The organism is Cellulomonas sp. ATA003 (genome assembly GCF_031582905.1).
GTDB lineage: Bacteria > Actinomycetota > Actinomycetes > Actinomycetales > Cellulomonadaceae > Pengzhenrongella.
In genome coordinates, this window is sequence record NZ_CP133990.1 from 2,176,207 (window position 1) to 2,195,468 (window position 19,262).

Below are 19,262 nucleotides of genomic sequence, written 5' to 3' on the forward strand. Positions count from 1 at the left end.
TCGCTCTACCACCCGGGCCGGCGCTCGGCGGACTGGGTCAAGGCCGCGCACCGGACGACGCGCACCGCGCTCGTAGGCGGGTGGCGGGTGGAGACCACGGCGCGGGACCGGATCGGGTCGCTCCTGCTCGGAGCACCGGATGCCGACGGCCGGCTGCGGTTCCTCGGCCGGGCGGGCAGCGGCCTCGGGGTGCGCTCGCGGTCCGGCTCGCGCCCCTGCTCGCCCCGCTCGAGCGGGCGACCAGCCCGTTCGACGAGCCGGTCCCGGCGGTGGACGCGCGCGGTGCGCACTGGTGCGAGCCGACCCTGCAGGTCGACATCACCTACCTGACCCGCATGCGCAGCGGCCGGATGCGCCAGCCCGTCGTCCGCGGGGTGCGGGACGACGCGGCGGTCGATCCCTGGGAGGACCTGTGAGCCCGACGCCGGCCGGCGACGCCCGGCCGATGGAGGTCGGCGGCCGGACGCTGCGGATCGGGCACCTGGACCGCGTCGTCTACCCCTCGACCGGCATGACCAAGGCGGAGGTCCTGCACTACTACATGCAGGTGGCGCCGGCGATCCTGCCCCAGCTGAAGGACCGCCCGGTGACCCGGATCCGGTACCCCGAGGGCGTGGCCGGGGAGAAGTTCTTCGAGAAGAACACCCCGCGCGGCGCTCCGGAGTGGCTGCGGCGGCAGACCATCCCGGCGTCGCCCGGCACCGGTGACTCCGACACGGTGCTCGACTTCCCGTTCCTCGACGACCTCGCGGCGCTCGTGTGGACCGCGAACGGAGGCGCGCTCGAGCTGCACACCCCGCAGTGGACGGTCGGCCCGCGCGGCGGGGTCCGCAACCCCGACCGGCTCGTCGTGGATCTCGACCCGGGGGCGCCGGCGGGCCTGGTCGAGTGCGCGCACGTGGCACTGCTGGTCGCGGACCGGCTGCGTGACGACGGCCTCGAGCCGTACCCGGTGACGTCCGGCAGCAAGGGCTGCAGCTGTACGCGCCGCTGGACGGCCGACGGACCGCGGTCGCCGTCCGGGAGTACGCGCGGACGCTCGCGCACGAGCTCGCCGCGGCGCACCCGGAGCAGGTCGTCGCCGTCATGCGCAAGGACCTGCGCGGCGGCAAGGTCCTGCTCGACTGGTCGCAGAACCACCCGGCGAAGACGACGATCACGCCGTACTCGCTGCGCGGGCGGGAGCGTCCGGCCGTCGCAGCCCCGCGCACGTGGGACGAGCTGGACGACCCGGACCTGCGCCACCTGACGCCCGACGAGGTGCTCGCGCGCCTGGACGACCAGGGCGACCTCCTGGCCGGCCGAGCCGGCTGAGCCAGCTGAGCCAGTTGAGCCGGCCGGCGACGAGCGCGGAGATCAGCCTTCGACCGGCACGCCCACGACGCCCAGCTCGGTCATCCACGCGTCGACTCCTGTCGTCCGCAGCAGCTGCAGGACCATGTCCGGCGCCCCGAGGAACGTCATGGGGCGCCCGTCCGCGGCGCCGTCGCGCACGAGGCGGACGAGCACGGACAGGCCGGTGGAGTCCATGAACTCCACGTCACGGCAGTCGATCGTCATCGGGGACGGGTCGCCCCGCAGCTCCCCCAGCGTCGCTGTGCCGGACGCCCGCACCGCGAGGTCGACCGATCCCCAGAGCCGCACGTGCGTCCCGGCATCGCCACGGCGGACCTCGACGCCGCCGTGCGGCGCACCGCGGCCGCCCGCGTCGACGACGAACGAGGCGGACGGCGGCTCCGCCCGGGTGTCAGCTGCCATCGCTGCTCGGCGCGAAGGGGTCGAGCACCACCTTGATGCACCCGTCCTCCTTCTTCTGGAACATCTCGTAGGCACCCGGGGCCTGCTCGAGGGGCACGCGGTGGGTCCGCAGGTCGAGCACGGACAGCGGGTCGGACGGGTCCGTGAGCAGCGGCAGGATCGTGTCGGTCCAGCGCTTCACGTGCGCCTGGCCCATGCGCAGGGTGAGCCCCTTGTCGAACATCTGCATCATCGGCATCGGGTCCGTCGCGCCGCCGTACACCCCGACGATCGACACGGTGCCACCGCGGCGCACCGCGGAGATCGCGGCCTCGAGCGCGGCGAGCCGGTCGACGGCGACCTTCTCGATCGCCTTGCGGGCCAGGGCGTCCGGCAGCAGGCCGGCGGCCTTCTGGGCGAGCTCGAAGCCGGGCGACCCGTGCGCCTCCATGCCCACCGCCTCGATCGTCGCGTCGGCACCGCGGCCGTCGGTCAGGTCCTGGACGGCCGCGGCGACGTCGTCCACCTCGCGCAGGTCGATGACGTCGACGCCGTGGCGGCGCGCCAGCTCGAGGCGCTCGGGGACGAGGTCGACCCCGATGACCTTGGAGGCGCCCTGGTGCGCGGCGATGCGGGCGGCCATCTGCCCGATCGGGCCGAGGCCGATGACGGCGACGGAGCCGCCGCGCGGGATGTCCGCGAACTCGACGGCCTGCCAGGCCGTCGGCAGGACGTCGGAGAGGTAGAGGTAGCGCTCGTCGGGCTGGCCGTCGTCGGGCACGACGACGGGACCGAAGTGGGCCTGCGGGACGCGCAGGTACTGCGCCTGCCCGCCGGGGACCTGGCCGTAGAGCTTGGTGTACCCGAACAGCGCCGCACCCTTGCTCTGCTCACGGACCTGCGTGGTCTCGCACTGCCCGTACAGCCCTCGGGTGCACATGAAGCACGAGCCGCACGCGATCCCGAACGGGATGACGACCCGGTCGCCGGCCTTGAGGTGGGTGACGCCCGGGCCGACCTCCTCGACGACACCCATCGACTCGTGGCCGAGCACGTCGCCCTTGTCGAGGAACATGCCGAGGGTCGAGTACAGGTGCAGGTCCGAGCCGCAGATGGCGGTCGACGTGACCCGGATGACGGCATCCGTCGGTTCCTGGATCCGCGGGTCCGGGACGTCCTCCACGGTGACCTTCTCGGTTCCCTGCCAGGTCAGTGCCCTCATCGCGCGTCCTCACGTCGTCATGTCCGCATGTTCGGTCGCGTCCCACGCTCGCACCCGGACGCACCGTCCGCATCCGCACGCGGGCGCGCGCGGGCCGCACGCGCGGCCAAGGCGCGACAGCATGGGGGCATGACCCACGGTGGACCGGTGCACGGCGACCGGCACGAGACCCCGACGGAGCGGCTGGACCGGAACTGGAACGAGCTGCTCCAGGAGCTGCGGGTCACGCAGACCGGCGTCCAGATCCTCACCGGCTTCCTGCTGACCCTGGCGTTCCAGGCCCGGTTCACCGACCTGGACGACTACCAGCAGGCGCTGTACCTGGTGCTCGTCGTGCTCGCCGTGGTCACCACCGGCCTCATCGTGGCGCCCGTGAGCCTGCACCGGATCATGTTCCGCAAGCACCTCAAGCGGGAGCTGGTGGACGCCGCCGACCGCCTCGCCCGGGCGGGGCTCGCGTTCCTCGCGCTGACCATCGCGGGCGCCGCGATGCTCGTGTTCGACGTCGTCCTGGACCGCACCGCCGGGCGGGTCGTCGGCGGCGCGGCGATCGCGGTCCTCGCCGTGCTGTGGGTCGCCGTCCCCCTGCGGCTGACGCGCACGGCGCGCGCGGACGCCGGGGACGGCGCGGACGGCGGGGACGCCGGCAACCCGGACGCCTGACCGCGTCCGTCGGGGTGGGCGTGCGGCCCCCGACGGGACGCTCCATGCTGGACCGACCGACGCCGCCCCCCGTCGCCCGGGGCCGGTCGACCCGCCCATCCCCTGGAGGACCGCATGGCTGTGCACGGCACCACGAACCCCCCACGTCCCGCCGCGGCGCCGAGCCCACACCCGTCCTGGTGGACGCCGCGATGCGCCTCGAGCATGCCGAGTCGCTCGACCCCTGGGTCGACCGGCTGGCCCCCGCGGCGGCCGCCCTCATCAAGGACCGGAAGGTCGCCGACCTGCTGCACGGCAAGGCCATGGGTCACGCGTTGCACCCGCTGCTCACCGACGTGCCGATCGGGACGTGGTCCAGCGCGTTCGTGCTCGACCTCGTCGGCGGCAAGCGGAGCCGCCCGGCCGCGCAGCGGCTCATCGCCACCGGCATCCTCGCCTCGCTGCCGACGATCGCCACCGGCATGGCCGAGTGGGCGGCGAGCGGTGACCAGCCCGCGCGCCGCGTCGGCGTCGTCCACGCGGCGGCCAACTCCGTGGGCCTGGGCCTGTACGTGATGTCCTACCGAGCCCGCCGCCGCGGTCGCCACGGTGTCGGCGTGCTCACGAGCTTCGCCGCGCTCTCCGTCGTGGGCGTGAGCGGGTTCCTCGGCGCGCACCTGTCGATCGCCCGGAAGGTCGGGACGCGCGACGAGACCTTCGTCGCCCAGGTGCCGCTCGGCGGCGACGGCGCCGCGAAGCCCGACGACTTCCGGGTGCCCGGCTCGGGCTCGGCCCCGGTCCTGACGCCTGACACCCTGGTGACACGCACGCGGGGCCGGCACGTCGCTCGACGTGCCGGCCCCGACGTGTGTCGTCCTACTCCCGGTGCAGCTTGTCCTGCAGCTTCCCGGACATCTTCTCCACCGTGTTCGGCAGGTCCGTCGTGCCGTAGAACCGCGCGTCGGGACGGGTGGGCGGCGGCATCGTGACGCCGGCCGGCGGCTCGGCGAGGTACGTGAACTCCCCCTTGCCGTCCGGCGTGGGGCCCGAGGCCCAGCTGCCCTCGGACGCGTGCTGGCCGTCGGAGAAGTTGATGTACTGGTAGGAGACGCTGCGGTCCTCCTTGTCCAGCGGGAAGTTGCTCGGCACCGGCAGCTCCTCCAGGCCCTCCTCGCGCAGCTCGGCGGCAGCGGCGATCCACTGGTTCTGGTGCATGGTGTCGCGGGCGAGGAGGAACCCGAGCAGGTCCCGCACCCCGGCGTCGTCGGTCATGTGGTAGAGCCGGGCGACCTGGACGCGGCCCTGCATCTCGGCGTTGGCGTTGGCCGTGAAGTCAGCCAGCAGGTTGCCGCTCGCGGTGATGTAGCTGCCGCTCCACGGGTTCCCCATGGAGTCGACCGGGCGGGCGCCGGCGCCCGCCACGATCGCGTGCTGCAGGTCGGTGCCGCCGATGACGGCGGCGACCGTCGGGTCGTTCTGGATGGCGTCCTCGGTGATGCCGAGGGGGCCTTCTCGAGGAGCTGGGCGATCATCGTCGCGAGCATCTCGACGTGGCCCATCTCCTCCGCGCCGATGCCGAAGAGCAGGTCGCGGTACTTGCCCGGGATGTGGGCGTTCCACGACTGGAACCCGTACTGCATGGCGACGGTGATCTCGCCGTACTGGCCGCCGAGCACCTCCTGCAGCTTGCGGGCGTAGACGGCGTCGGGCTTGTCCGGGCTGGCACGGTGCTGCAGCTCCTGGCGGTGGAAGAACATCGAGGGCCCCCGTCCGGGGCGCGGGGCCCCACGGTCGTCCGACGCGGCGGACTGCCGCATCGCTTCGCGTCAGAAGTACCTCAGGGCCAAGGGGGCGGCAACCGGGCGAGCGCGCGACCACGCGGGCCCGGATACCCGCTTCCGGGCGCGCTGATGCGCGGGTTCAGGCATCCTGGGACGCCGACCGCGGCGACCGCGAGGAACCGGCAGCACGACGCGCGTCGGCGAGCACACCGAGGATCGTCGGTTCGAGCTCGGGGTCGGCGAGGATGCGGAAGTGGCCGGGCGTACGCAGGTGCACGTTCGTCGCCCCCTCGAGGTCGCTGCCGCCCGGGATGTGCGGGTCCCACGGCCCCGAGATCGACGTGATCCGCGCGTTGGCGACCAGGTCGGCGGTGAGGGCGGCCAGGACGGCGTCGGTCGGCATGAAGGCCCGCAGGGTCGGGACAGGCATCCACCGCGCGTACGGCGACCCGCCGAACGGCGTGTTGATCGTCGCCATCGCGAGCACCCGGGTGCCCGGGTCGTGGTGGAGCATGACGTACTTGCCGATGAGGCCGCCCTTGCTGTGCCCGACCAGGACGACGTCGCGCAGGTCCCGCTCCTCGAGCAGGTCGGCGACCAGTCGCGCCATGTCCGGCACCGAGCCGCGGTTGTAGCCGAGCGCCGGCACGACGTGCACGGGATGACCGTGCCGGTGCAGCCGGGCGGCGAGCGGGCGCATGAACTGCCACGGCTCGTAGACGCCGGGGATGACCACGACGGCCGGCTCGCGCGGGTCCGGCGGGTCGGTGAAGTGGTCCGCGCCGCCGCGGCGCACCATGCCGGCGACCTGCCCCACCGTGACGTAGGCGTAGTCCTTCGCCCACCACACCGCCCGGCGCGCGAGGAGCGGCAGCCGGGCCAGCCGGTCCGCGATCCTCAGCACGTCACACCGTGGCACAGGCCGCTCACGGCCTCCGGGTGGCTGTACATCGCCACGTGACCGGCGTCGGGGACCTCGGTCGCGGTGCCGCGTGGGGCGGAGTCGGCCAGGCGCCGCACCCACGACGACGGCGCGATGGGGTCGTTCGCTCCGCGCACCACGAGCACGGGGTCGGTGACCTGCGCGATGCGCTCGTGGATGCGGTAGCCGAGCATGTGCGGCAGCGTCGCGAGGTACCGGCGGGGTCCGGCGCGCAGGTAGTCGGCGGTGATGAGCGCGTTGACGCGCATCGGCTCGTGCCGGGCGTCGCGCAGCAGCCGCAGCCCCTGCCGGACGGCGCTGCGGGCGTCGTCGTCGACGACGGGTCCGATGAGGACTCCGCCCGTCGCCACCCCGGGGTGCGCGGCGAGGACCTCGGTCACCACCTGGCATCCCATGGAGTGCCCGACGAGCACCGGGGCGGGGACGCCGTCGGCCGCCAGCCGGTCCAGGAGCGCCGCGACGACGTCGGCGAGGGCGGGCACGTCGAGCGCGGGTCCCGGCCGCCCGCTCGCGCCGAACCCGGGGAGGTCCACGGCGAGCACGTGGCTGCCCCTCGCCAGGACGTCCACCAGCGGGCGGAAGTACCGTCCGGACATCCCGATGCCGTGGACGAGCACGAACGGTGGCGCGCCGGGGTCACCGGCCCGGGTGACGGCGAGGTCGTAGCCGCCCGCCGGGACCGTCGACGTCCTCACGGGTGCGACGAGCCGGTGGCGTCCCCGCGGCCCTCCGCGAGGAGCGCGAGCCGGTCGAGCGTCTCGCGGTTGCGCGGGATGAGCAGCAGCTGACGCAGCGCCTGGGGGACGAGCGTCCCCGGCCCGCGGACGGCGTCCTCGGCCATCGACACCGTGCAGCCGTCGGCGTCGGGGACGACCTCGATCCGGATGCGCGCCTCACCGAGCGGCCAGCCCCGCGCCTGCAGCTCCAGCCGGCTCTCGCCGTCCCAGCGCCGCGAGACCGTCTTGTCGTTGATCACGAGCGGCCACGCGCCGGCCGAGTGGTGGATCGTCGAGCCGGCGGCCGGCCACGCCGGGTCGACCGAGCGGATCCGGGACGCCCCGACCACCCAGGCGGCGTACGACCACCCGTCCTCGAGGATCGCGAGGACGGACTCGGGGGACACCGCACGTGCTTGGAGACCACTGCCATGCGGAGCAAACTACGCGTCCACCACCGGGCGGCAACCGGGCGGCAACCGGAAGGCGTCGGCCCCGCGCCGGACGCACGACCGCCCGGGACCCGTGGACGGGTCCCGGGCGGTACGACCGCTCCGGCGCCTGCGGCGCGGGTCGTCAGCGCGTGGTGCGCGTGCGGTCCTTGCGCGGCCACAGCGCGATCGCGAGGCCGGCGAGGGCGCTGACGATGTGCAGGCCGTTGTCGGCGCCGTTGATGTTGAGGATGTTCGCGTCCGGGTCGTTGGCCACGATCAGGCCGTAGACGAACGTGGCGCCGTACACGACGAAGAGGATCCAGCCGAAGGTCCGGGCGCTGCCGTCCCTCTTCCACATGACCAGGCCGAGGATCCCGATGAGGATGTGCACGATGTTGTGCAGCGGGTTGACGGCGAACCCGAGCAGCGTCTGGTCGTGGTTGTGCTCGGTGAACCCGTCGAAGCCCGTGACGAGGAATCCGGCGAGCCCGACGAGCAGGTAGACGGCGCCGATGATGAGGGCGAGCCACTGGTGCGTGTTGCGGCCGCGGTCCGCGGTGCCGGCACCCGTGCCGACGTTGGTGGGGTGGGTCATGGTGTCCTCCGACGTGTGTGGGCGAGGCGCGGGTGGCGTCCTGCCCGTGCAGACGCGTGCACCCGGCCGCTCGTTGTCGCGGACAACGTTTCCGCAGGTCGGGTCGCGCCGCATCCCGAGACGCTGCCGCCCGGCGGCCGTCGTCGACGGGTCGCGCCGGGGCGTGCTGCGGCGTTGACTGTCCCCATGAACAGCACCCGACGCCTTCTCGCCGTGACCGCCGGTGCCCTGGCCGCCGGTCTCGTCGCCGGCTGCAGCCAGCCGTCCTTCGCCTTCCGCCAGGACGACCCCATCGGTTACACGGCCTGCCGTGACGCCGTCGCCGCGCAGGCGATGGACGACGGGGACGAGTTCGAGGAGCTGATGGGCACCATCGCCGCCGCCGCGGCCGCCTCGGAGACCGGCGACATCCGCGACACGGTCAGCCCGCCGGTCGACCCCGAGGAGCTCGAGCGCGTCGGCGCCGAGGACGACCAGGTGTACACCGTCGACGTCGACGAGCTCCTCGAGGCGTGCGAGGGCGTCGGCTTCGCGGCCGACGACGTCGAGGTCGAGTAGCCGGACCCGCGGCGACGCGCTGAGGAGAGGCCGTGCCCAGCCCGCGAGCGCGGATGCAGGACGTCGTCCTCGAGGAGGCCGGCGACGACGTCCCGGGCGCCCCCGCGGACGGCAACCCGGGGCCGGGCGGTCCGGCGACCCGCGGGTCGCGGGGAGGTCGGCGGCGCTGGTGGGTGGCGGTGGCGGTCCTCGCCGTCGTGGCCGTGGCGGGCACGGCCCAGGGTGACGAACCGGTCCCCGCCCTCCCGCCGGGGGTCGAAGGTGCGCTCGCGCCGGTGGACCGCCCTCTCACCGAGCTGTGGCGGATGCCCGCCCGGTCGGTCTCCGGCCTGGCCGTGGTCGACGGCCTGCTGGTGGGGGCGCTGGTCGACGCCGAGGGCTCCGCGGACGTGGTCGGCCTCGACCCCGTCTCCGGCGCCGAGGCGTGGCGCACCCGCGTGCTCGACGGCGGCCCGCTCACCGGCCGGGTGCGCTGCGTCACCCCCGGCGCCCCGGCCGACGACCCTGCCGGGCCGGACGCCGGGGACGGCGTCCCGGCCCCGCGGGTGACCGCGTGCGTCGTCGTCGACGAGCTGCGCCCGCTGGACGGCTTCACGCGCCCCGGGGAGCAGCGGCCGGCGAGCGTCCGGCTCGTGATCGTCGACGCCGCGGACGGGTCCGTCCTGCACGACGCCGCCGCGCCCCCGACGACGACCGTCGCCGCACTCGGCCCGGACCTCGTGCGCAGCGACGTGGACGACGAGGGGCTGCTGCGGGTCAGCCGCACCGACGCCACGGCACGCACCGTGCGGTGGTCGTTCACCGGGCCGGAGCCGCTCCCCGAGACGCGCTACGGCATGCGCGCGTGGGTGACGACCCGGGACGACCTGGTGCTCGCCGGCGGCGACACCGGGTGGGTCCTGACCGCCGATGGCGCCGTGGTGCACACCTGGCGGCCACGCACCGACGGGGCCGGGTGGGCCGAGGTGGTCGCTGACGGCCTGCTGGCCCAACCCGCACCGGCGCAGCGCGTCGGCCCGGGCGGGGACCAGGACGGCGACGAGGGTGGTGACCGGCGCGACGACCGGCGCGACGCGCAGCGCGTCGACCGGCCGGCCGGCGACCCGGACGCCGACCCCGAGTCCGCGGTCGTCGAGATCGTGGAGCTCGCGACCGGGCGCACGTCCGGCGTCCAGGGGCTGCCGGTGCTCACCTCGGTCGACGACGGCAGCACCCCCGGCCTCGTCCTGGTCCGGCAGCGTGGCGAGTCCGTGGCCGGCTACGACGGGACGACCGGCCGGGAGTCCTGGAGGATCCCCGACGAGGCCACCAGCGCCGCGCTCGTGGTCGACGGGCGGGTCGTCCTCGCGGGCGAGGACTCGCTGACGGCGCTCGACGCGGTCACCGGCGAGCGTCTGTGGTCCACCCCGGTCCGCCGGGTCTCCCGCGTGGGGCCGGTCACCGACGGGCGGCTCGTGCTCACCGGCCGCCCGCACCCGACCGACGGCATGGTGCTCGGCGCGTACGGGATCGACGACGGCCGGCTCCGGTGGGACACCGACGTGCCCAACGACGTCAACCGCCTGCGGGTCGCCGACGGGCGGCTGTTCGCGCTCACGCCGTACGAGCTCGTCGCCCTCGGCTGACGCGGGCGCGTCAGCCCGCGAACCGCTCCGCGCGCTCGACCACGCGACCGGCCGACGCGGCCGCGTCCCAGGAGTAGACCGGGACGCCGTCGATCAGCACGAGCTCGGCGCGCGAGTGGACGTCCAACGGGTCGCCGGACCACACGACGACGTCGCCGTCGCGGCCGGGCTGCAGCGAGCCCACGCGCTCGTCCAGGCCGAGGAAGGTCGCGGGGTTGACCGTCAACGCCTCGAGCGCGGTCTGCCGCGGCAGCCCCTCCTTGACCGCGAGCGTCGCCTGGTGGACGAGGAAGTTGATCGGCACGACCGGGTGGTCGGTCGTGATGGCGACCCGCACGCCGGCGGCGGCGAGGGTGGCGAGGTGACCGATGGCGCGGTCGCGCAGCTCGACCTTGGACCGGCTGGTGAACATGGGCCCGAAGATCACCGGGATGTCGCGCTCGGCGAGGACGTCGGCGATCTTGTGCGCCTCCGTGCCGTGGTTGATGACCAGCCGGTAGCCGAACTCGTCGGCGAGGCGCACCGCGGTCGCGATGTCGTCGTGCCGGTGCGTGTGCTGGTCCCACACGAGCTCGCCGTCCAGGACGCGGGCGAGGACCTCCATCGTGAGGTCGGGTGCGAAGGGCTCACCCTTGCGGATCCCGGCCGCTCGGGCCTCGCGGTAGTGCTGGGCCTTGGTGAACGCCTCGCGGATGATCAGCGCCGTCCCGAGGCGCGTGGACGGCAGCTGCTTCTTCTCGGCGTAGACGCGCTTGGGGTTCTCGCCGAGCGCCGACTTCACGCTCACCGCGTCGCTGATCACCTGCTCGTCGATGGTGCGCCCGCCCCACGACTTGATCGCCACGCTCTGACCGCCGATCGGGTTGCCCGAGCCCGGCTTGACCACGATGGACGTGACCCCGCCCTCGAGGGCGTCGCGGAAGCCCTCGTCGTCGATGTTGATCGCGTCGATCGCTCGCACCGCGGCGGTGTTCGGCGAGGTCATCTCGTTGGTGTCGTTGCCGGCGACGCCCTCGCCCTCCTCGTGGATGCCGACGTGGCCGTGCGCCTCGACGAAGCCGGGGAGGACCCAGCGTCCGGTCGCGTCCACGACCGTGGCGCCGTCGGGCACGGCGACGTCGGCGCCGACGGCGGTGATGCGGCCGTCGGTGATGAGCACGGTGCCGCCCTCGATGGCGGCGGAGGTGACGGGGACGACGTAGCCGCCGGTGATCGCGACGACGGGCGGGGCAGTGGTAGGGCGACGAGTCATCGGGCAACCGTACGACCGCCGTAGGGTCGAGGCGTGACGACCGAACCCCGCCTCGACGCGGGTCGACCGCTGGGTGTGGGCAGCGCGCCTGACCCGGACCCGCGCCCTCGCGGCGGCGGCCTGCCGTGCCGGCCACGTCCGGGTCAACGGTGACCGCGCGAAGGCCGCGACGCCGGTGCGGGTCGGCGACGAGGTGCGCGTCCGCGTCGAGGGCGTCGAGCGCATCGTCGAGGTGACGCGGGTGATCGAGAAGCGGGTCGGGGCGGCGGTCGCGGCCGAGTGCCTCGTGGACCGCACACCGCCGCCGCCACCGCCCGCGGAGGTCCCGGGGGCGCCGTCCGGGACCGCGGTGCCGGACGGCCGACCAAGCGCGAGCGCCGCGAGATCGTGCGGCTGCGCGGGCACTGACCGGTGTCCGGCGGAGCGGGACCCGAGGTCGGGAGGGCCGACGTCGGCCTCACTCCTCGACCGGCACCAGCAGCTCCGCGTCCAGCGCGATGGTGGTGTCGAGCGTGACGTAGCCGCGCTCGTCGAACAGCACGGTCACCCGCTCGGCCTCGACCACGGACACCGTCCCGGCACCCCATTCCCGGTGCTCGACCGCCTGCCCCGCCCGCAGCGGTGCCTCGTCCACGTCGACGCTCGTGCCGGCGTCGCACGCGTCGCACCGCCCGCACCGCTGCGGGTGGTCCTCACCGAGGAGCTCGAGCAGCATCCGCCGCCGGCAGTCGCTCGTGTCGGCGTAGGAGCGCACGAGCTCGACGCGGGACCGGTCCATCGCCTGCGCGTGCTCACGCTCCGCGGCGACGGCCTTCACCACCGCCTCGACCGACGGCGGGCGTCCGTCCGTCCTGGTCGGCGCCAGCACGCCGTCGTGCTCCTCGACCGCGCCCACCGCGACGAGCGCCCCCAGCGCGCGCGAGAGCGACCGCGCGGAGACCCCGGACCGCTCGGCGAGGTCCTCGCGCGTCCCGGGGCTCTTCCGGACGGCGGTCAGCACGGCGCGCAGGGTCGCGGGGCGCGATCCGCCACCGGACCGCAGATAGTGGTTCAGGCCGAAGTCGTCCGGCCGGTAGAACAGGACCGCGAGCGCGTCGTCCCCGTCCCGCCCGGCACGGCCCACCTCCTGGTAGAGGGCGTCGAGCGACGTCGGCGGTCCGGCGTGCAGCACGAACCGCACGTCGGGGCGGTCGACGCCCATGCCGAACGCGCTGGTCGCGACGACGAGGTCGGCGTCCCCGCGCAGGAAGCGGTCCTGGGCGTCCTCGCGCACCCGCCTCGCCAGACCGGCGTGGTAGACCAGCGGCGGCCGGCCGGCGTCGGTGAGCGCGTCCGCGAGCGCCTCGGCGTGCCGGTGGGTGCGCGCGTACACGATGCCCGCTCCCCGGTCGCGACCGCGGCCTCGACGACGGCGGCGTCGCGCTCGTCCTCGCCCGCCGAGGCCCGCGCGCCCAGCCAGATGTTGGGGCGGTCGGCGTCGTGCACGAGCACGCGGGCGTCGCGCATGGCGAGGCGCTCGACGACCTCCCGGCGCACCTGCGCGGACGCCGTCGCGGTGACGGCGAGCACGCGGGGTCCGCCCAGGCGCTCGACGGCGGCGCCGAGGTGCAGGTAGTCGGGCCGGAAGTCGTGCCCCCACTCGCTGACGCAGTGCGCCTCGTCGACGACGACGAGGCCCACGCGCGCCTGCGCGAGCGTCTCCACGACCGCGGGTCGCACGAGCTGCTCGGGACCGAGCAGGAGCACGTCCAGCCGGCCCTCGACCGCGTCCTCGAGCGCCTGCCGCTGCCGGCGCGGGGTCAGCGCCGAGCTCACCGCACCGGCCCGCAGACCGGCGTGCCCGAGGGCGTCGACCTGGTCGCGCTGGAGGGCGAGCAGCGGCGACACCACGACGGTCAGCCGGTCCGACATGAGGGTCGCGACCGCGTACACCGCCGTCTTCCCCGCCCCGGAGCGCGCGACCAGGAGCGTGTCGGCGTCGGCCAGGCCGCGCAGCGCGTCCGCCTGGGCCTCACGCAGCGTGTGCCCGTCCCCCAGGACGGTCCGGACGGCGTCGTCGAGCGTCATCGGCCGGCGGGCCGGGGCGGTCACCGCGCGTCCGGACGGTGGTCGGGTCCTGCCTGCGTCACTGCTCCTCCTGGGGTCACGCCGGCGGCGGGCACCGGCCGGCGGATCACGGTGCAACGCGACCTGCACCCCTGCAACCGCAGCCGCCGAGGTGGGACCGCCGCGGTCCGGTTGCGTGTGCGGGACGGCCGCCGCACGGTGAGACACATCACCGAGCAGGAGGACGCCGTGACCGACAGCACCGCCACCCCGGACCCCACCGAGCCGCCCGCAGCGCGCGAGCCGCGCCGCGTCGTGGTGACCGGCGCCGACTCCGGCATCGGCCGGGCGTGCGCCGTCGCCCTGGCCGCGCCGGGACGGCACATCGGCCTGACGTGGCACACCGACGAGGCCGGCGCCCAGGCGACCGCGCAGGAGGTCCGGGGCCGGGGCGCCGAGGCGCACGTCGCCCACCTGAACCTCACCGACCCGCCGTCGGGCAGCCGGGTGGTGGACGAGCTCGCCGGGGCGATGGGAGGCCTGGACACCCTCGTGATGTCGTCCGGCACGGGCTCGTCGACGCTCCTGCTGGACATGACGTACGAGCAGTGGCGTGAGGTCGTGTCCGTCGACCTCGACGGCGCGTTCTGCTGCCTGCAGGCCGCCGCCCGCCACATGGTCGACGGCGGCGGGGGGCGCGTGGTGGCGATCACGAGCGTCCACGAGCACGCGCCGCGCGTCGGCGCCGGACCGTACTGCGCCGCGAAGGGCGGGCTCGGCCTGCTGGTGAAGACCGCTGCGCTCGAGCTCGCCGAGCACGGCATCACCGTGAACGCCGTCGCGCCCGGGGAGATCGCGACGCCGATGACCGGTCAGACCGACGAGGGCGTGCTGTCCGGCAAGGACCGGCCCGGCATCCCCGTCGCCCGGCCCGGTGACGCCCGCGAGATCGCCGCGGTGGTGGAGTTCCTGTGCTCGGGCGCCGCGGGCTACGTGACCGGGGCGTCCTGGCCGGTCGACGGCGGGATGCTGACGATGGGTCCGATGGCGGGGTCGCACCTGCAGTCCCACGACTGGCGGCGCCCGTGACCCGAGCCGCGTGGCTCCACGGTGCGGTGGGCACGGCCGGTCCGGCCGGCGTGGCGCGGGGCGTCGACCCGGCCCGAGGGGGCGGCGTGGCCCGGGGCGTCGGCCTGGTCGCAGCGGGCGGCGTCGGCGTGGCGCTCGGTGCGGCCATCGGGATGGTCGCGGCGCTGCGGCGGGACCGGCCGATGCACGCCGTCGGGCGCACCCACCACGCCGTCGTCCACCGCACCGCGGACGCCGAGTCGTCCGGCGTCGCCTGGCTGGACCGGCCGGGCGAGCGGACGGGCCTCGTGCGCTTCTCCCGGGGCGCCGGCCTGCCGCCGTGGGCGCCGGACGTGCAGGGACTGGCCCTGCGGCTGGCCGAGCCGGACGGCGGCCACACCGACGTGCTGCTCAGCTCGACCGGGCTGACCGGGCTCGCTCGGTACACGCTGCTCCCCCGCCGGTCGCCGCTCGGCGGTCCGGCGAGCACGCTCATGCCGTTCCGCGGGCCGCACGGCCCGGTGGTGCTCGCGGCTCGGCCGCTGGCCCCGGACGACACCTCGCGCGCGGCCCGTCGCACCGCCCGTCGAGCCATCCGTCGCAGCGTCCGCCGGGACGCCGCACCTGCCCTCGCCGGCACCCGGTGGACGCTCCTGTGGTCGGGGGCCAGCGGCCCGTGGCGTCCGTTCGCGGTGCTCACCGTGGGCGCCGACGCCGGCCCCGGGGCCGACCACCGCACGCGGTTCGACCCGATCGGCGCGACCCCACCCGGGCTGCCGCCGTACCGGTGGGCCGCCGCGCTGCGCGACCCCGCCTACCGTGCCGCCCGGCACCTCGGTCGGCCGGGTCGGTCCCGGGGCCGACCCGGGGAGTCCCGCACCGGGCTCGGGTAGGTCGTCGGTCCGGCACCCCGGGCATCCCCCGGTGCTCCCCGTGGCCACGCGTCGGCGGGGGCGGGGCGCGGGCGGGTGCCCTAGCGTGACCGGTGCCGCGCGGGGACGGTCCCCGCAGCGACCTGCACCCTGCGGAGGTCCGCGTGCTGCCGTCGTCCGACGTCCGCGAGCTGGTCGACGACGCCCTGTGGTCGGCGCACCGGGACACCGCAGCCGAGGTCCTGCGTGACGACGAGCGGGCCCGATCGGCCATGACCGGTGTCGCCGACCCGGAGTGGAACGGCGTGCTGCGCGCCGTCCCGGACCCGGACGGCGACGTCGACGACCTCGTCCACGAGCTGCTCGCCCCGTACGTGACGACGGCGACGCCGATGCTGTGGCATCTCGGCGACGACGCCGACCCCCGCCTCGAACCGGCGCTGCTGCGGGCCGGACTGGTCCTCGTCGAGCGCGAGCCGACGATGGTGGCCGACCTCGAGCTGCCGCTCGTGCCGGTCCCGGACGCGCCGGTGGAGATCCACCCGGTCACCGACCTCGTGGGCCTGCGCGCCTGGGCGTGCGTGCTCCTCGGGGTGGACCCCCGCGCCGACGCCGTCGTGCCCGGTCCCGCGCTGCCGCTGCTCGGCGCGCTGGTGGCCGCGCGCGCCGGCGTCGCGCTGCCCGGCGGCGGACGCCACGCCCCGCACCTGGTCGCGACGTCCGACGGCCTGCCGGTGGGGTGCGTGGCGACGTTCGTGTCCGGGCCTGCGGCGGTCGTCGACCACGTGGTGACCGCGCGCCCGTGGCGCGGGCACGGGATCGGGACGGCGCTGACCTGTGCCGCCCTCGCGGCAGGTCGCGACGCGGGTCACCGCCGGGCCGTGCTCACCGCATCACCGGACGGTCGGGAGCTGTACCGGCGGCTCGGGTTCACCGAGGTGGGTGAGGTGCGCCGGTACCGCTGGACGCCGGGCACCCGGGCGCCGGTCGGCTGACGGCGCCCGCGTCTCAGCCCTCGGTGGGCGCCTGCGAGCGCGCGTACCGCGAGTCGTCGTTGACGTACGCGTAGTACAGGCCGATGAGCAGGCCGCCACCGAGGAAGTTGCCGACGAGCGCGATGGCCACGTTGCCCGCCGCGAGCGCGACGTCGATGCCCTCCCGCAGCCCCACGACGGTGAACAGCACGGTGTTCGCCACCGAGTGCTCGAAGCCCAGGAAGGCGAAGATGAACACCGAGACGATCATGACCAGGCTCTTGGTGACGTCGTCGTGGATGAGCCCGTTGTAGACGAGCAGCATCGCCAGGTTGATCATGAAGTTGCACAGGACGGCCCGCACCAGCAGGTCCGTCCAGCCGCCCGGACCGTCGGCCACGAACGCGAGCTTGACCGCGACCGCGCCCTGCATCTGCACCAGTGCCGGACCGTCGACGAGCGTGCTCACCCGGATCAGCAGCGCGACGAACAGGCCGCCGAGCGCGTTGCCGATGTAGCACAGACCGAGCAGCCGCAGTGCCTTCGACCAGGTCGTCCGGCGGTGGTAGGCACCGATCGAGACGATCATCATGTTCGACGTGAGCAGCTCGGACTTCGAGTAGTAGATGAAGACCAGCGCCCACCCGAACGCGAGCGCGCCCACCATGCGCCCGATCGGCCGCAGCGTGGTCCCCCCACCGCCACCTGCTCGAACGCCGCGAGGATCGCAAAGTTCGTGACGTAGAGCACACCGATGATGACGCCGGCCATCGCGGCCCGCTGCAGGTACCGGCGCGCGAGCCGGCCCGACATCGCGTGCTTGGTCTCGAGCGCCTCGAGGACCGTGCTGATGAAGGGCTTGCCCGGGAACAGGTGCAACGGGTCGGACGCCATGCGCACACCGTGCCATGCGGGCCGCTGCCCGGCCCGGGACCTTCGCCTCGGCGGACGGCCCCGGGCGCGGACGTCACCCGCCGAGCAGACCGCCCAGACCGCCGCCGCGGTTCTGGCTGCTCCCGGCCTGGTGGCCCCCGGCGACGACCGACTCGCTGGGCTGCACGACGACGTACCCCCGGCCGCGGAAGGCCATCTGGAACGTCTCGCCGGTCCCGCCGCGCACCATGGACCTGATCCCGCCGGTGTCGACGCGGATGTCCATGTCGACGCCGGACGTCCACAGGACGACCGCCTGCGGGTCGCCGAACGTGGGCGCCGAGGCGACGTCGAGCGCGACCGGTTCGCCCTTGGTGGTGATCGCGACGTACCCGGTCCCCCGCAGCGACACGTTGTACAGCCCGCCGGTCATCGCGGCACCGCGCGCCTGGATGCGGTTGATGTCCCAGTCGATCGAGGAGGAAAAGGCGAGCACGTTGCTGCCGTTGACCGAGATCTCGTCGTTCTCCAGGTACATGATCTGGACCTCGGCGGCCTGGTCGGCGACGAACAGCTCGCCCTGACCGGTGCACTGCATCATGTCGACGCCCTCACCGGTGACCGCGGCCTTGACCATCCTGCCGAGCCCGCCGGAGCCGCGGTTCTCGAACCGGATGTCCCCCTGGTAGGCGACCATCGAGCCGCTGCGCGCCCAGACCGGGCCGAACCCCATCTGGATCTTCAGCAGCTTCTTGCCCTGCAGCGAGAACGGGTCCGGGGAGGTGTTCTCCCGGAAGTCGGTGAACAGCGATCCGTGGATCGGCATGGCGGGTCGGCCCCTTCGTGCGTCGGTGCGGGCGTGGGTACGGCGCGTCCACCCGGTGCGGACGCCCCGCGCCGACCCTAGCGACGGCACACCCGGCTGCGGGAGGGGCGGGTGGGCCCGATCCCTGCCAGGGTGACGCCATGGACGGACGCACCCGCAGCACAGCCCGGCAGGCCGAGAGCCACCCCGTGGTGGAGAAGGGCGCGCGCCTCGGGTACGCGGCCAACGGCCTCATCAACGTCGTGATCGGCTGGATCGCGCTGCAGCTCGCCATCGGCGGGGGCGGTGGCGGTGGCGGCGAGGAGGCCAGCACGAGCGGGGCCCTGCGGACGCTGGCGGAGCAGCCGTTCGGGCAGGTCCTGCTGTGGGTCATCCTCGTCGGGTTCGTGCTGCTCGGGCTGTGGCAGGCGGCGACGGCCTTTCTCGGCGGCGAGACGAAGGACCGCGTCAAGGCGGCCGCGAAGGCGGTGACCTACCTCGTCCTCGCCGGGCTCACCGGCTCGATCGTGCTGGGCTCCGGCGGTGGTTCGGGCGGTTCGGCCGGTCTCACCGCGACGCTCATGCAGCAGCCGTTCGGCCGCGTCCTGGTCGCCCTGGTGGGCGCCGGTGTCATCGCGGTGGGGCTGTACCAGGCGCACAAGGGCTGGACCCGGAAGTTCGTCGGGGACCTCCAGGAGCGTCCGGCGTCGTGGGTCGTCACGGCGGGACGCATCGGGTACGTCGCCCGGGGGCTGGCGTTCGTGGTGGTCGGGGGCCTGTTCGTCACGGCGGCGTGGCGGAGCGACCCGCAGGAGGCCCAGGGGCTCGACGGCGCGCTGCAGACGATGCTCCAGGTCCCGTTCGGTCGTGTGCTGCTCGGCGTGGTCGCGGTGGGCTTCGTCGCGTACGGCGTCTACTCCTTCGCCCGGGCGAAGTACGCCGACATCTGACCGAGCACCCGCTCGGGCCGCCGCGCGCGGCCTCGTGGCGCCGGCAAGGGCGGCATGGTGCCCAGCAGTCCGCGGAGCTCGTGGCCGGACCTCGAGGACGAGATCGTCGACAGCCCGCTCGCCGCCCACCCGTCGCAGCACCTTCCCGGGTGGGGTCTGAGAGGATCGG

20 protein-coding genes and 4 pseudogenes are annotated in these 19,262 nt (G+C 74.7%); 11 read left to right on the plus strand and 13 right to left on the minus strand.

Features of this window, described 5'->3' with window-relative positions:
* Nucleotides 1-80 precede the first annotated feature (80 nt).
* Complete coding sequence (locus REH70_RS10760; RefSeq protein WP_310747162.1) at nt 81-416, plus strand: hypothetical protein; 336 nt, start codon at nt 81-83, stop codon at nt 414-416.
* Between the two features lie 125 nt (nt 417-541).
* Nucleotides 542-1,314, plus strand: a pseudogene (locus tag REH70_RS10765) (ATP-dependent DNA ligase).
* Between the two features lie 42 nt (nt 1,315-1,356).
* Here the strand turns inward: REH70_RS10765 and REH70_RS10770 are convergent.
* Nucleotides 1,357-1,758, minus strand: coding sequence for an STAS domain-containing protein (locus REH70_RS10770; protein WP_310747164.1), 402 nt, complete (start codon nt 1,756-1,758; stop codon nt 1,357-1,359).
* Nucleotides 1,748-2,959, minus strand: coding sequence for a zinc-dependent alcohol dehydrogenase (locus REH70_RS10775; RefSeq protein ID WP_310747166.1), 1,212 nt, complete (start codon nt 2,957-2,959; stop codon nt 1,748-1,750). The genes REH70_RS10770 and REH70_RS10775 overlap by 11 nt, the downstream gene beginning before the upstream one ends.
* 129 nt (nt 2,960-3,088) lie before the next feature.
* On the opposite strand from REH70_RS10775, the gene REH70_RS10780 reads away from it, so the two are divergent.
* Together REH70_RS10780 and REH70_RS10785 are read left to right on the plus strand one after the other, a co-directional pair.
* The gene (locus tag REH70_RS10780; protein WP_310747167.1) at nt 3,089-3,622 is read left to right on the plus strand and encodes a DUF6328 family protein; all 534 of its coding nucleotides are present in this window, start codon (nt 3,089-3,091) and stop codon (nt 3,620-3,622) included.
* A gap of 191 nt (nt 3,623-3,813) precedes the next feature.
* On the plus strand, nt 3,814-4,590 hold the full coding sequence (locus REH70_RS10785; protein WP_310747168.1) for a DUF2231 domain-containing protein: 777 nt from the start codon (nt 3,814-3,816) through the stop codon (nt 4,588-4,590).
* Here REH70_RS10785 and REH70_RS10790 read toward each other — a convergent pair.
* The 5 genes and pseudogenes from REH70_RS10790 to REH70_RS10810 form a co-directional block, all read right to left on the minus strand.
* A pseudogene (locus REH70_RS10790) lies at nt 4,478-5,358 on the minus strand (manganese catalase family protein). The gene REH70_RS10785 and the pseudogene REH70_RS10790 sit on opposite strands and share 113 nt — an antisense overlap.
* A gap of 163 nt (nt 5,359-5,521) precedes the next feature.
* The gene (locus tag REH70_RS10795; RefSeq protein ID WP_310747169.1) at nt 5,522-6,286 is read right to left on the minus strand and encodes an alpha/beta fold hydrolase; all 765 of its coding nucleotides are present in this window, start codon (nt 6,284-6,286) and stop codon (nt 5,522-5,524) included.
* A complete protein-coding gene (locus REH70_RS10800) occupies nt 6,280-7,020 on the minus strand; it encodes an alpha/beta fold hydrolase (RefSeq protein ID WP_310747170.1) in 741 nt (246 codons plus the stop codon). Before REH70_RS10800 ends, REH70_RS10795 begins: the two co-directional genes overlap by 7 nt.
* Complete coding sequence (locus tag REH70_RS10805) at nt 7,017-7,448, minus strand: SRPBCC family protein (RefSeq protein ID WP_310747172.1); 432 nt, start codon at nt 7,446-7,448, stop codon at nt 7,017-7,019. Before REH70_RS10805 ends, REH70_RS10800 begins: the two co-directional genes overlap by 4 nt.
* Before the next feature lie 169 nt (nt 7,449-7,617).
* Complete coding sequence (locus tag REH70_RS10810; protein WP_310747173.1) at nt 7,618-8,070, minus strand: DUF4383 domain-containing protein; 453 nt, start codon at nt 8,068-8,070, stop codon at nt 7,618-7,620.
* 186 nt (nt 8,071-8,256) lie between these two features.
* On the opposite strand from REH70_RS10810, the gene REH70_RS10815 reads away from it, so the two are divergent.
* Nucleotides 8,257-8,628, plus strand: coding sequence for a hypothetical protein (locus tag REH70_RS10815; RefSeq protein ID WP_310747174.1), 372 nt, complete (start codon nt 8,257-8,259; stop codon nt 8,626-8,628).
* Between the two features lie 32 nt (nt 8,629-8,660).
* Nucleotides 8,661-10,253: a PQQ-binding-like beta-propeller repeat protein gene (locus REH70_RS10820; RefSeq protein WP_310747175.1), complete on the plus strand. Its 1,593-nt coding sequence runs from the start codon at nt 8,661-8,663 to the stop codon at nt 10,251-10,253.
* A 10-nt stretch (nt 10,254-10,263) separates the two neighbouring features.
* On the opposite strand, the gene REH70_RS10825 is transcribed toward REH70_RS10820, so the two are convergent.
* The gene (locus tag REH70_RS10825) at nt 10,264-11,505 is read right to left on the minus strand and encodes an amidohydrolase (RefSeq protein WP_310747176.1); all 1,242 of its coding nucleotides are present in this window, start codon (nt 11,503-11,505) and stop codon (nt 10,264-10,266) included.
* Nucleotides 11,506-11,578: 73 nt separating this feature from the next.
* Between REH70_RS10825 and REH70_RS10830 the strand changes: the two are divergent.
* Nucleotides 11,579-11,913, plus strand: a pseudogene (locus REH70_RS10830) (RNA-binding S4 domain-containing protein).
* Between the two features lie 49 nt (nt 11,914-11,962).
* On the opposite strand, the gene REH70_RS10835 reads toward REH70_RS10830, so the two are convergent.
* Both REH70_RS10835 and REH70_RS10840 read right to left on the minus strand, forming a co-directional pair.
* On the minus strand, nt 11,963-13,144 hold the full coding sequence (locus REH70_RS10835; protein ID WP_310747177.1) for a DUF3553 domain-containing protein: 1,182 nt from the start codon (nt 13,142-13,144) through the stop codon (nt 11,963-11,965).
* A pseudogene (locus tag REH70_RS10840) lies at nt 13,099-13,572 on the minus strand (DEAD/DEAH box helicase); the annotation flags it as partial. The gene REH70_RS10835 and the pseudogene REH70_RS10840, both read right to left, overlap by 46 nt.
* Before the next feature lie 228 nt (nt 13,573-13,800).
* Between REH70_RS10840 and REH70_RS10845 the strand changes: the two are divergent.
* From REH70_RS10845 to REH70_RS10855, 3 genes are all read left to right on the plus strand, one after another.
* Nucleotides 13,801-14,640, plus strand: a complete 840-nt coding sequence (locus REH70_RS10845) for an SDR family oxidoreductase (RefSeq protein WP_310747179.1) — start codon at nt 13,801-13,803, stop codon at nt 14,638-14,640.
* An 86-nt stretch (nt 14,641-14,726) separates the two neighbouring features.
* Nucleotides 14,727-15,512 (plus strand): hypothetical protein, encoded by a 786-nt coding sequence (locus REH70_RS10850; RefSeq protein WP_310747181.1) that lies wholly within the window; start codon nt 14,727-14,729, stop codon nt 15,510-15,512.
* Between the two features lie 143 nt (nt 15,513-15,655).
* Nucleotides 15,656-16,486, plus strand: a complete 831-nt coding sequence (locus REH70_RS10855) for a GNAT family N-acetyltransferase (protein ID WP_310747182.1) — start codon at nt 15,656-15,658, stop codon at nt 16,484-16,486.
* A gap of 13 nt (nt 16,487-16,499) precedes the next feature.
* Here REH70_RS10855 and REH70_RS10860 read toward each other — a convergent pair whose 3' ends face one another.
* The 3 genes from REH70_RS10860 to REH70_RS10870 all read right to left on the minus strand — a co-directional run bounded on the left by REH70_RS10860 (nt 16,500) and on the right by REH70_RS10870 (nt 18,164).
* Complete coding sequence (locus REH70_RS10860) at nt 16,500-17,132, minus strand: formate/nitrite transporter family protein (RefSeq protein ID WP_310747184.1); 633 nt, start codon at nt 17,130-17,132, stop codon at nt 16,500-16,502.
* Nucleotides 17,054-17,359: a hypothetical protein gene (locus REH70_RS10865; RefSeq protein WP_310747186.1), complete on the minus strand. Its 306-nt coding sequence runs from the start codon at nt 17,357-17,359 to the stop codon at nt 17,054-17,056. Before REH70_RS10865 ends, REH70_RS10860 begins: the two co-directional genes overlap by 79 nt.
* Before the next feature lie 73 nt (nt 17,360-17,432).
* Nucleotides 17,433-18,164, minus strand: coding sequence for an AIM24 family protein (locus REH70_RS10870; RefSeq protein ID WP_310747187.1), 732 nt, complete (start codon nt 18,162-18,164; stop codon nt 17,433-17,435).
* 140 nt (nt 18,165-18,304) lie between these two features.
* Here REH70_RS10870 and REH70_RS10875 point away from each other — a divergent pair, with 140 nt between their 5' ends.
* Entirely contained in the window at nt 18,305-19,093 is a 789-nt protein-coding gene (locus REH70_RS10875) for a DUF1206 domain-containing protein (protein ID WP_310747188.1), read from the plus strand.
* Nucleotides 19,094-19,262: the final 169 nt, after the last annotated feature.

Coding starts and splice junctions, on each gene's coding strand:
- REH70_RS10770 (WP_310747164.1), bottom strand. CDS start 1,758: ATGGCAGCTGACACCCGGGCGGAGCCGCCGTCCGCCTCGTTCGTCGTC.
- REH70_RS10775 (WP_310747166.1), bottom strand. CDS start 2,959: ATGAGGGCACTGACCTGGCAGGGAACCGAGAAGGTCACCGTGGAGGAC.
- REH70_RS10780 (WP_310747167.1), top strand. CDS start 3,089: ATGACCCACGGTGGACCGGTGCACGGCGACCGGCACGAGACCCCGACG.
- REH70_RS10785 (WP_310747168.1), top strand. CDS start 3,814: ATGCGCCTCGAGCATGCCGAGTCGCTCGACCCCTGGGTCGACCGGCTG.
- REH70_RS10810 (WP_310747173.1), bottom strand. CDS start 8,070: ATGACCCACCCCACCAACGTCGGCACGGGTGCCGGCACCGCGGACCGC.
- REH70_RS10815 (WP_310747174.1), top strand. CDS start 8,257: ATGAACAGCACCCGACGCCTTCTCGCCGTGACCGCCGGTGCCCTGGCC.
- REH70_RS10825 (WP_310747176.1), bottom strand. CDS start 11,505: ATGACTCGTCGCCCTACCACTGCCCCGCCCGTCGTCGCGATCACCGGC.
- REH70_RS10860 (WP_310747184.1), bottom strand. CDS start 17,132: ATGGTGGGCGCGCTCGCGTTCGGGTGGGCGCTGGTCTTCATCTACTAC.
- REH70_RS10865 (WP_310747186.1), bottom strand. CDS start 17,359: ATGGCGTCCGACCCGTTGCACCTGTTCCCGGGCAAGCCCTTCATCAGC.
- REH70_RS10870 (WP_310747187.1), bottom strand. CDS start 18,164: ATGCCGATCCACGGATCGCTGTTCACCGACTTCCGGGAGAACACCTCC.
- REH70_RS10875 (WP_310747188.1), top strand. CDS start 18,305: ATGGACGGACGCACCCGCAGCACAGCCCGGCAGGCCGAGAGCCACCCC.